This window comes from Niastella sp. sgz303648, from assembly GCF_059587045.1.
In genome coordinates this window covers 1-14,406 of sequence record NZ_JCAPSW010000036.1, presented here as the reverse complement: position 1 = coordinate 14,406, position 14,406 = coordinate 1, and the positions used below count along the sequence as shown (strand labels likewise).

General features: G+C 49.4%; 1 protein-coding gene. It reads left to right on the top strand.

Annotation, left to right across the window (positions count from 1 at the left end; all coding sequences use genetic code 11):
- Positions 1-14,406 (top strand): HYR-like domain-containing protein (locus tag AC59IL_RS38660; protein ID WP_496557616.1); only part of this gene is annotated, 14,406 nt, incomplete at both ends.

Genomic DNA, 14,406 nt, shown 5'->3' with positions numbered 1-14,406 from the left:
CCCTCACAACGAATGATCCTGATGGTGCGGGTCCCTGTACGGCCGCAGTGTCAACTGTCGTGATCACTGTCAACCCGGCAGCTACTGTAACACCCGGCGGCCCGGATGTTGTATGTCAATCGGCCAGTCCATCAGCCATTACGTTAAGCGGAGCCAGTGTAGGCGGAGCCGCGACTACAGGCGCCTGGTCAATTACTTCGGGAGGGGGTACATTAAGCAGCACGGTACAAACAAACAAACCCTATAATGTAACCTACATACCGGCGGCTAATTTTACGGGAACAGTTACTTTAACATTGACATCAAACGATCCTGATGGGGCAGGACCTTGTGCACCGGCTAGCGCTACCCGAACTATCGTTGTAAATCCTGAAGCGACTGCCAATGCGGGTACTGCACAAACAATATGTGCCGGTGGTACGGTGACACTGAATGGAACCATAGGCGGCAGCGCTACCAGCTCAACCTGGAGCGCACCGGGCGGAACGTTTTCGAATGCAACATCGTTAACTTCTACCTATACACCGAGCATCACCAGCGGAACGGTTACGCTAACCCTGACGACAAACGACCCAGATGGTGCAGGCCCCTGCACGGCTGCTGCGTCAACGGTGGTGATCACTGTTAATCAGGCCGCAACCGCCAATGCCGGTGCGCCGCAAACAGTATGTGCCGGTGGCACTATAACACTTGCAGGAACCCGCGGTGGCGGCGCCACCAGTTCAACATGGACCGCCCCAAGTGGAACGTTCTCGAATGCAACATCGTTAACTTCTACTTATACACCGAGTATAACCAATGGAACGGTTACGCTGACCCTCACAACAAACGATCCTGATGGTGCAGGGCCCTGTACGGCTGCAACCTCAACCGTTGTGATAACTATAAATCCTTCAGCCACTGCCAGTGCAGGCGCAGCGCAAACAGTATGTGCCGGTGGTGCGGTGACACTGAATGGAACAATAGGAGGTAGCGCCACCAGTTCAACCTGGACTGCTCCGAGCGGAACGTTCTCGAATGCAACATCATTAACATCTACTTATACACCGAGTATTACAAGTGGAACGGTTACGCTGACGTTAACAACGAATGATCCTGATGGTGCAGGCCCCTGCACGGCTGCAACTTCGACCGTAGTAATCACGGTAAATCAGGCAGCTACTGCCAATGCCGGTGCGCCGCAAACAGTATGTGCCGGTGGCACTATAACACTTGCAGGAACCCGCGGTGGCGGCGCCACCAGTTCAACCTGGAGTGCGCCAGGCGGAACGTTCTCGAATGCAACATCGTTAACTTCTACTTATACACCGAGTATTACCAGTGGAACAGTTACACTGACCCTGACAACCAATGATCCCGATGGCGCAGGTCCCTGTACGGCTGCAACGTCAACAGTAGTAATCACAGTAAACCAGGCAGCCACTGCCAGTGCAGGCGCAGCGCAAACAGTATGCGCCGGAAGCACGGTAACATTGGCCGGAGCAATTGGCGGAGGGGCTACCAGCTCAACCTGGACTGCTCCGAGCGGAACATTTTCGAATGCAACATCATTAACATCTACTTATACACCGAGTATTACAAGTGGAACGGTTACGCTGACCCTGACAACAAACGACCCAGATGGTGCAGGTCCCTGTACAGCGGCCACTTCAACCGTTGTAATTACAGTAAATCCCCGTCCTTCAGCCCCCACATCGCCTGTCAGTGCATCGAGGTGCGGACCGGGAACAGTAACATTATCGGCTACCAGTGCTGCGGGCACTACTATCGATTGGTACGATGCATCGACCGGAGGTACATTACAGGGAACCGGCGCCAGCTTTACCACACCATCAATATCTGCTACCACAACTTATTATGGCGAAGCAAGAAATACTTCTACCGGTTGCGTTTCTGCCACCAGAGTTGCTGTTACTGCAACGGTAAATGCTTTACCAACAGTAACCGTGTCACCCGCATCAGCCGCTTTTTGCAGTGGCAATGTTGTTACCTTAACTGCCAGCGGGGCCACCAGCTATACCTGGAGCCCTTCAACCGATTTATCTATTACAACCGGAAGTATTGTTAATGCTTATCCCAGTGTTACTACCACCTATACTGTTACGGGAACAGGAGCAAACGGATGTACGGCTACTGCAAGCGTACCCATCACAGTTACCCAAAGCCCGTCGGGGGATTTGTCTTCGAGTCCGGGAGTATGTCCCGGAAGCAATAGTGGTACCATCACTTTGTCGAACTATACCGGTAATATTTTAAGATGGGAGACTTCTACCGACGGAGGATCTACCTGGACAACGGTCAGCAATACTTCTACCACGCAATCGTATCTGAATTTAACCACCACCACCATATACCGGGTATATATGGAATTGAACGGATGTTATGCTTATTCAAGCTATGGCATTGTTCCGGTGAATCCACCGTTTACACCCACCGCTACGGCCAATCCACCCATCATTTGTTTAGGTCAATCATCGGTGTTGAAAGCGAGTGATTACGGTCCTCCGCCATTTCCGGTTGAAGATTTTCAAACAGCCAATCCGGCAGGATGGAGTGGAAATGATGCCAACAGTAATAACAAGGATGACAATAGTGAATGGGGCGAAACCAATAACGGAAAAGTATTTAACGGTGTAACGTTCAACTCAAATGCGCCGCCAACCAATACTAAATTCATGATCGTAAACGGTGATGGCGGCGGTAGCGAAGCGAGTTTAATAACACCTCCTTTTAGTTTGGTTGGAGTAATCAACCCGGTGTTTAATTATTATACGGCATTAAACTTTAATGCGGGTACAACCGGCTATGTTGAAATTTCTACCGACGGCGGTTTAACCTATAATACGCTTAAAACATATACCGGTCCTACCAATGTAGGAAATCCGAACAACGGTTTTATACAGGAATCGATCAATCTAAGTGCCTACATCGGTAAATCGAATGTGCGCGTGCGTTTCAGGTATGATGGCACCGCCGGAAGCAACTGGGCATTGGATAATGTTGGTCTTAATGGTACTTATCAGCCCGTAACTTACCAATGGTCGCCAACAACTTATTTAACTCCTGCATCAGGAGCAACGCAGAATGTTACCACAACGCCTACGGTAGCCGGAACATTTAATTATTGTGTGGTGGCTACCACGGCAGCCGGTTGTTCCAGTTCGCCCGTTTGTGTTGATGTAACGGTAAAACCATTGCCAACCTGTTCAATCAGCGGAAACGACAGTATTTGTCCGGCATCGACCAATACCTATACAGCAGCAGCAGGATTAAGTTCCTATAGCTGGAGCATATCGGGCAAAGGAAGTATTTCAGGATCATCAACCGGTCAAACGGTTACTGTAATAGCACGTGGCAGCTGCGGCACTTATACCTTGAGTCTTGCTGTTACATTAAACGGATGTAACAGCTCGTGTAGCCGCACCTTCACTATATATGATACGACCAGGCCGGTAATTACAGTGACGGCCGCTGCGACGTTAGGGTGCAATCCAACAGCAGCGCAGATCAGTGCAGCCTGGGGTACTGCAACGGTTACAGATAATTGTAATCAAACTTTTGTTGCTACTTCAACCACCAGTGCCGAAACCGGTACCTGTACCCGGTCGATTACCCGCACCTGGAATGCAACCGACTCCTGCGGAAATGCAGCAACGCCGGTTACCCAAACACTTACATTCAAACGCGATACTGAAAATCCTGTAATTACCCTTGCTGCCGCAACGACTGTTCCCTGTAATCCTACACAGGCCGTTATTAATGCAGCGTTTGGAGCAGCCACTGTTACCGATAACTGCAGCACCGGTTTGGTTGCTACAGGAACCGTGGGTACCGAAACCGGTTCGGGTTGTACTTATTCAGTAACCAAAAGCTGGACGGTAACAGACTCCTGCGGCAATACCGGAACAGCTACGCAAACAATTACATTTACAAGAGATACACAGGCGCCGGTAATTACCCTAAGCACTGCTACTTTGGTGGGATGTAACCCTACGGCTGCCACCATCAATGCCGCATTTGGAAATGCAACCGTTACCGATAATTGCAGCACCGGGCTTACTGCTACCGGAACGGTAGGAGCCGAAGTGTTGGTTTCGGGTTGTACTTACAGTGTAACAAAAACCTGGACTGTTGGCGACAATTGCGGCAATAACGCAACTGCCACACAAACAGTAACCTTTACAAGAGATGTAACAGGACCTGTGTTGAATGGCGTACCGGCCAATGCTACAGCTCAATGCGATGCTATTCCGGCTGCCCCAACAGTTACCGCCACCGACAACTGCGATGCCAATGTGGTAGTGACGCTGAACCAAACAAATAGTGTAACGGCTGGCTGCGGAACCATTACCAGAACCTGGACGGCCACCGATGCCTGCGGTAATACAACGACTGCAACACAAATACTGACTGTAATTGATATAACCGCACCCATCATAACCGGCGTACCCGCCGATGCCACAGTGCAGTGCGATAACATTCCCGATGGTGGGGTAGTGGTGACTGCTACCGACAATTGCGACCCTAATGTGCAGGTTGTTTACAGCGAAACCAATAATGTAACCAAAGGTTGCGGAACCATTACACGTACCTGGACGGCCACCGATTTCTGTGGCAATACCACTACCGCCAAACAGATATTGACGGTTATTGATAATACAGCGCCTGTTTTGAACGGCGTTCCGGCCAATGCTACGGTTCAGTGTGATAATATACCTGCAGCTGCCACTGTTACTGCTACTGATAATTGTGATCCTACCATTACCGTAGTTAGTAACGAAACCAATAATGTTACAGGCGGATGCGGAACCATTACCAGAACCTGGACGGCGACCGATGCCTGTGGAAATACAACTTCAGCTACCCAAACACTTACTGTAGCGCCTCCGGCTGTTACTATGCCGGCCAATACAACATCAACAGTTGCCTGCTCATCGGCTGCTACCGCACCTACGCCACCGGTAGTAACTGTATGCGGAAGTCCATTAACGGTAAACGGTCCGGTGATCACCGGCAGCCCATCGTGCAATGGTGATATTGTATATACTTACACTTATACCAATTGCGCCGGCACTACCTATACCTGGAAGCATACAACAACCGTATTGCCCCCGGTGGTTACGATGCCTGCGGCTACCACATCAACAGTAGCTTGTGCATCAGCTGCTGTTGCACCTACACCACCGACGGTAAACGATAATTGCGGCAGAACTTTAACTGTGAGTGCGCCTGTAGTGACCGGTAACCCGGTTTGTGCAGGAGATATCGTTTATACATTCACTTACACCGATTGTGCAGGAGCTACTTACACCTGGACACACACAACAACAGTTGCTCCGCCGGTTGTAACGATGCCTGCAGTCACCACATCAACAGTGGCTTGTCCGGCAGCGGCTACTGCGCCAACACCGCCAACAGTGACCGATAATTGCGGAAGAACATTAACAGTGAGTGCTCCCGTAGTGACCGGTAATCCGACCTGTTCAGGAAATATTGTTTATACCTATACTTACACCGATTGCGCCGGTACCAATTATACCTGGACGCATACCACTACCATATTGCCTCCTGTGGTAACCATGCCGGCTGCAACAACATCTTCCGTCGCCTGTCCGGCTGCATTGGTAACACCAACGCCTCCGACCGTCACTGATAATTGCGGAAGAACGCTTACTGTATCGGCGCCGGTGACTACCGGAAATATTACCTGCTCAGGAGATATTGTTTACACATTTACGTATACTGATTGCGCCGGTACGAATTATACCTGGACGCACACTACTACCATATTACCTCCTGTGGTAACCATGCCGGCTGTAACAACATCTTCGGTTGCCTGTCCGGCTGCATTGGTAACACCTACACCACCGACTGTAACTGATAATTGCGGCAGAACACTTACTGTATCGGCGCCTGTGACAACCGGGAATACAACCTGCGCCGGTGATGTTGTATATACCTTTACTTATACCGATTGCGCAGGAGCTACTTATACCTGGACGCATACTACAACCATTGCACCGCCGGTGGTAACGATGCCTGCAGCTACCACTTCAACAGTGGCTTGTCCTTCTGCGGCATCGATGCCGACTCCGCCGACAGTAACTGATAATTGTGGAAGAACTTTAACTGTGAGTGCGCCTGTAGTGACCGGTAATCCAACTTGTGCAGGCGATATCGTTTATACATTCACTTATACAGATTGTAACGGTACTAATTATACCTGGACTCATACTACGACTGTAGCGCCGCCGGTTGTGGTTATGCCAGCTGCTGCCACTTCTGCAGTTGCTTGTCCTTCTGCAGCCACCACACCAACACCACCGACGGTAACTGATAATTGCGGCAGAACGCTTACTGTAAGTGCACCTGTTGTGACTGGCAATCCGGCTTGTGCAGGAGATATAGTTTATACATTTACTTATACGGATTGTGCCGGTACAAATTATACATGGACGCATACTACAACCATTGCGCCGCCGGTGGTAACGATGCCTGTTAATACCACTTCAACAGTTGCTTGTCCGAGTGGGGCAGTGGCTCCGACTTCGCCGACAGTAACCGATAACTGCGGCAGAACACTGACTGTATCAGCACCTGTTGTGACCGGCAATCCGGCTTGCGCAGGTGATATAGTATATACGTTTACTTACACAGATTGTGCCGGTGCTAATTATACCTGGACGCATACTACAACCATTGCGCCGCCGGTGGTAACGATGCCTGTTAATACCACTTCAACAGTTGCTTGTCCGAGTGGGGCAGTGGCTCCGACTTCGCCGACAGTAACCGATAACTGCGGCAGAACACTGACTGTATCAGCACCTGTTGTGACCGGCAATCCGGCTTGCGCAGGTGATATAGTATATACGTTTACTTACACAGATTGTGCCGGTGCTAATTATACCTGGACGCATACAACTACTGTAGCACCGCCGGTGGTTACAATGCCTGTTAATACCACCTCAACGGTTGCCTGCCCGAGCGCTGCTACTACGCCCACACCGCCAACAATAACTGACAATTGCGGCAGAACGCTTACTGTATCAGCGCCTGTGGTGACTGGTAATCCGGCCTGTTCAGGAGATATTGTTTATACGTTTACTTATACTGATTGCAACGGAACTAATTATACCTGGACCCATACAACTACTGTATCTCCACCAGTGGTAACGATGCCTGCTGCTACAACATCTACTGTAGCCTGCCCGAGCGCTGCTACTGCGCCCACACCGCCAACAGTAACTGACAATTGCGGCAGAACGCTTACTGTATCAGCTCCTGTTGTGACTGGTAATCCAACCTGCGCAGGCGATATAGTTTATACGTTCACTTATACAGATTGCAATGGAACTAATTATACCTGGACTCATACTACGACTGTTTCTCCACCGGTGGTTACAATGCCTGCAGCTACTACGTCAACAGTGGCTTGTCCTTCAGCAGCTACAGCACCTACGCCGCCGACAGTAACTGACAATTGCGGCAGAACGCTTACTGTTTCTGCACCTGTGGTGACTGGCAATCCGGCTTGTGCAGGAGATATTGTATATACATTCACTTATACTGATTGTAATGGTACAGCTTACACATGGACGCATACGACTACGGTGGCACCTCCAGTAGTAACGATGCCCGCGGCTACAACATCTACTGTAGCATGTCCGAGCGCTGCTGCTACGCCCACACCACCGACAGTGACAGATAATTGCGGCAGAACGCTGACTGTATCGGCGCCTGTAGTGACCGGTAATCCAACCTGTGCAGGTGATATAGTTTATACATTTACTTATACTGATTGTAGCGGTACCAATTATACATGGACGCATACTACTACGGTAGCACCGCCGGTGGTGACAATGCCAGGTAATGCGACTTCAACAGTTGCTTGTCCATCAGCAGCTACAGCGCCTACTCCGCCGACAGTAACTGACAATTGCGGCAGAACGCTTACTGTTTCTGCACCTGTTGTAACTGGCAATCCGGCTTGTGCAGGGGATATTGTATATACATTCACTTATACTGATTGTAATGGTACAGCTTACACATGGACGCATACGACTACGGTAGCACCTCCAGTAGTAACGATGCCCGCGGCTACAACATCTACTGTAGCATGTCCGAGCGCTGCTGCTACGCCCACACCACCGACAGTGACAGATAATTGCGGCAGAACGCTGACTGTATCGGCGCCTGTAGTGACCGGTAATCCAACCTGTGCAGGTGATATAGTTTATACATTTACTTATACTGATTGTAGCGGTACCAATTATACTTGGACGCATACTACTACGGTAGCACCGCCGGTGGTGACAATGCCAGGTAATGCGACTTCAACAGTTGCTTGTCCATCAGCAGCTACAGCGCCTACGCCGCCGACAGTAACCGATAATTGTGGAAGAACTTTAACTGTAAGTGCACCTGTTGTGACTGGTAATCCGGCTTGCGCAGGCGATATAGTTTATACATTCACTTACACAGATTGCAACGGTACTAATTATACATGGACACATACAACTACTGTATCTCCACCGGTTGTTGTTATGCCTGCCAATGCGACTTCAATCGTTGCCTGTCCGAGTGCAGTCACCACACCAACGCCGCCAACAGTAACTGACAATTGCGGCAGAACGCTGACTGTATCTACACCAGTGGTGACTGGTAATCCGGCTTGCGCAGGAGATATTGTTTATACTTTTACTTATACTGATTGTAACGGTGCAACATATAACTGGACGCATACTACAACTATTGCACCACCGGTTGTAACGATGCCTGCTGCTACAACATCTACTGTAGCATGTCCGAGCGCTGCTACTGCGCCAACGCCGCCGACAATAACTGACAATTGCGGCAGAACGCTGACAGTATCAGCACCTGTGGTGACCGGTAATCCGGCTTGCGCAGGCGATATTGTTTATACTTTTACTTATACTGATTGTAATGGCACTAATTATACCTGGACACATACCACAACCATTGCTCCACCGGTTGTAGTTATGCCTGCTGCTACCACATCTTCTATAGCTTGTCCATCTGCAGCCACAACACCAACACCACCGACAGTAACTGACAATTGCGGCAGAACACTTACTGTAAGTGCTCCTGTTGTGACTGGTAATCCAACCTGTGCAGGAGATATAGTTTATACGTTTACTTATACAGATTGCAACGGAACAAATTATACCTGGACACATACCACTACAGTTGCACCACCGGTTGTAGTTATGCCTGCCAATGCGACTTCGACTGTTGCTTGTCCCTCTGCAGCTGCGACGCCCACACCACCGACGGTAACTGATAATTGTGGCAGAACGCTCACCGTGTCAGCACCTGTTGTGACTGGTAATCCGGCCTGCACTGGGGATATTGTATATACATTCACATATACAGATTGCAACGGTACTAATTATACATGGACACATACTACAACAGTAGCACCGCCGGTTGTAGTTATGCCTGCTGCAACCACTTCGACAGTTGCATGTCCATCTGCAGCTACAACACCCACACCGCCAACAGTAACTGATAATTGCGGCAGAACGCTGACTGTATCAGCGCCTGTGGTGACCGGTAATCCGGCTTGTGCAGGGGATATAGTATATACATTTACTTATATTGATTGTAATGGAACTAATTACACCTGGACGCATACAACTACTGTTGCGCCGCCTGTGGTTACAATGCCTGCTGCAACTACCTCAACCGTTGCTTGTCCGAGTGCTACTGCGACACCCACGCCACCGACAGTAACCGATAATTGCGGAAGGACTCTGACTGTATCGGCACCTGTAGTGACCGGTAATCCGGCTTGCGCTGGTGATATTGTATACACCTTTACTTATACAGATTGTGCTGGCACCAATTATACCTGGACACATACCACTACTGTATCTCCGCCTGTTGTTGTAATGCCTGCGAATGCGACTTCAACTGTTGCTTGCCCTTCGGCTGCTGTTACACCCACACCACCGACTGTTACTGATAATTGCGGCAGAACATTGACTGTATCGGCGCCTGTAGTGACCGGTAATCCGGCTTGTGCGGGCGATATTGTTTATACATTTACTTATACTGATTGCAACGGTACCAATTATACCTGGACCCATACAACTACTGTATCTCCACCAGTGGTAACGATGCCTGCGGCTACTACGTCAACGGTTGCCTGTCCGAGTGCTGCTACTACACCAACACCACCGACGGTAACTGACAATTGCGGCCGAACGCTTACGGTATCAGCACCTGTGGTGACCGGCAATCCAGCTTGTGCAGGAGATATCGTTTATGCGTTTACTTACACTGATTGTGCCGGAACAAATTACACCTGGACACATACCACAACCATTGCTCAGCCGGTTGTAACGATGCCTGCAGCTACTACATCTACTGTAGCATGTCCGAGCGCTGCTACAGCGCCTACGCCGCCAACAGTAACTGATAATTGCGGCAGAACGCTGAGCGTATCAGCACCTGTGATGACTGGCAATCCGGCTTGCGCAGGAGATATTGTTTATACCTTTACCTATACTGACTGCAACGGTACTAATTATACCTGGACTCATACTACGACTATTGCTCCGCCAGTGGTAACGATGCCTGCTAATGCGACTTCAACAGTTGCCTGTCCGAGTGGGGCAGTGGCTCCGACTCCACCAACTGTTACAGATAATTGCGGCAGGACGCTGACTGTATCGGCACCTGTGGTGACTGGCAATCCGGCGTGTGCAGGTGATATAGTGTACACCTTTACTTATATCGATTGTAATGGAACTAATTATACCTGGACGCATACCGCTACGGTAGCACCGCCGGTTGTTACGATGCCTGGCAATACCACTTCAACAGTTGCCTGTCCGAGTGCTGCTACAACGCCAATACCACCAACTGTCACTGATAACTGCGGCAGAACGCTAATTGTATCGGCGCCTGTGGTGACCGGCAATCCGGCTTGCGCAGGCGATATAGTTTATACATTTACTTATACTGATTGTAATGGTACAACTTATACCTGGACACATACCACAATCATTGCACCGCCGGTTGTAACGATACCAGTCAATACCACTTCGACAGTTGCATGTCCGAGTGGGGCAGCGACACCCACACCACCGACCGTAACTGATAATTGTGGAAGGACTCTGACTGTATCAGCGCCTGTAGTGACTGGTAATCCGGCTTGCGCAGGTGATATAGTTTATACATTCACTTACACAGATTGCAACGGTACTAATTATACATGGACACATACAACTACTGTATCTCCACCGGTTGTAGTTATGCCTGCCAATGCGACTTCAACCGTTGCTTGTCCGAGTGCAGCTACAACGCCAACACCACCAATTGTAACTGATAATTGCGGAAGAACATTGACTGTAAGTGCTCCTGTAATCACCGGTAATCCGGCTTGCGCAGGAGATATCGTTTACACCTTTACTTACACTGATTGTGCCGGAACAAATTACACCTGGACGCACACTACTACCATATTACCTCCTGTGGTAACCATGCCGGCTGTAACAACATCTTCCGTTGCCTGTCCGAGCGCTGCTGCCACACCAACTCCACCGACAGTATCTGATAATTGCGGCAGAACGCTTATTGTATCAGCACCTGTTGTGACTGGTAATCCGGCTTGCGCAGGAGATATAGTTTATACGTTTACTTATACAGATTGCAACGGAACAATTTATACCTGGACACATACCACAACCATTGCACCGCCGGTTGTAACGATGCCTGCAGCTACAACATCTACTGTAGCCTGTCCGAGCGCTGCTACTGCGCCCACACCGCCAACAGTAACTGACAATTGCGGCAGAACGCTGACAGTTTCAGCACCTGTTGTGACCGGTAATCCAACTTGTGCAGGAGATATAGTTTATACCTTTACTTATGCTGATTGCAACGGTACAACTTATAGCTGGACACATACCACAACCATTGCACCGCCGGTTGTGGTTATGCCTTCAGCAACAACTTCAACGATTGCCTGTCCGTCTAATGCCACAGATCCCTCACCGCCTGTAGTCACTGATAATTGCGGTAGAACGCTGACTGTATCAGCTCCTGTGGTGACTGGTAATCCGACTTGCGCTGGAGATATAGTTTATACATTTACTTATGCTGATTGCAACGGTACAACTTATAGCTGGACACATACCACAACCATTGCACCGCCGGTTGTGGTTATGCCTGCAGCAACAACTTCAACGGTTGCCTGTCCGTCTAATGCCACAGATCCATCACCGCCTGTAGTCACTGATAATTGCGGTAGAACGCTGACTATATCAGCACCTGTAGTGACTGGTAATCCAACCTGCGCAGGCGATATTGTTTACACGTTTACTTATACTGATTGTGCAGGAACTAATTATACCTGGACGCATACTACAACAGTTGCTCTGCCGGTTGTTGTAATGCCTGCGGCTACTGCCTCAACAGTTGCCTGTCCGAGTGCAGTCACCACACCAACGCCGCCAACAGTAACTGACAATTGCGGCAGAACGCTTACTGTATCAGCGCCGGTTGTGACTGGCAATCCGGCTTGTTCGGGCGATATAGTTTATACCTTTACTTATACAGATTGCAACGGAACTAATTATTCGTGGACACATACCACGACTGTATCTCCACCGGTGGTTACAATGCCTGCAGCAACTACATCGACAGTTGCATGCCCATCTGCTGCTACCACACCAACGCCGCCGACAATAACTGACAATTGCGGCAGAACGCTTACGGTTTCTGCACCAGTGGTGACCGGTAATCCGGCTTGTGCAGGAGATATTGTTTATACGTTTACTTATACTGATTGTAACGGAACTAATTATACCTGGACGCATACTACGACTATTGCTCCACCGGTGGTAACGATGCCTGCTGCAACTACCTCAACTGTTGCCTGTCCGAGTGCAGCCACCACACCAACACCACCGACAGTAACTGATAATTGTGGCAGGACGCTAACTGTTTCTGCACCTGTGGTGACTGGTAATCCAACCTGTGCTGGGGATATAGTATACACCTTTACTTATACAGATTGCAACGGCACTAATTATACCTGGACGCACACAATAACCATTGCGCCGCCGGTAGTAACGATGCCTGCTGCAACCACCTCAACCGTTGCTTGTCCTTCTGCGGCATCGACACCAACGCCGCCGACAGTAACTGATAATTGCGGCAGAACGCTGACTGTTTCTGCTCCTGTTGTGACTGGTAATCCGGCTTGCTCAGGTGATATTGTTTACACATTTACATATACTGATTGTGCCGGTACAAATTATACATGGACGCATACTACTACGGTAGCACCACCAGTGGTTACAATGCCTGCTAATACCACCTCGACGGTTGCTTGTTCATCCGCAGCTACAACACCGACGCCGCCGACAATAACTGATAATTGCGGCAGAACGCTTACTGTTTCTGCACCGGTTGTAACTGGTAATCCGACCTGCGCAGGAGATATAGTTTATACATTCACTTATACGGATTGCAACGGAACAACTTATATCTGGACACATACAACTACTGTAGCACCACCAGTGGTTACAATGCCTGCGGCAACCACTTCAACAGTTGCCTGTCCGAGCGCTGTTACTACACCTACACCACCAACAGTAACTGACAATTGTGGCAGAACGCTAACTGTATCAGCACCTGTGGTGACCGGCAATCCGGCTTGTGCAGGTGATATTGTATATACCTTTACTTATACTGATTGTGCCGGTACAAATTACACCTGGACGCATGCCACGACAGTTGCACCTCCGGTGGTAACAATGCCTGTTAATACCACTTCAACAGTTGGTTGTCCGAGTGGGGCAGTGGCTCCGACTCCGCCAACTGTTACTGATAACTGCGGCAGAACGCTTAATGTATCAGCACCTGTGGTGACTGGTAATCCGGCTTGCGCAGGAGATATTGTTTATACATTTACTTATACAGATTGTGCAGGTGCAACCTATACCTGGACACATACAACTACTGTAGCTCCACCGGTTGTAGTTGTGCCTGTTAATACCACTTCAACAGTTGCTTGTCCGAGTGGGGCAGTGGCTCCGACTCCGCCAACTGTTACCGATAACTGCGGCAGAACGCTAACTGTATCGGCGCCTGTAGTGACCGGCAATCCGGCTTGCTCAGGTGATATTGTTTACACATTTACATATACTGATTGTGCCGGAACAAATTATACCTGGACGCATACTACAACAGTTGCTCCGCCGGTTGTAACGATGCCTGCAGCTACAACATCTACTGTAGCATGTCCGAGCGCTGCTACTGCGCCCACACCGCCAACAGTAACTGATAATTGCGGCAGAACGCTAATTGTATCGGCGCCTGTAGTGACCGGTAATCCGGCTTGCGCTGGTGATATTGTATACACCTTTACTTATA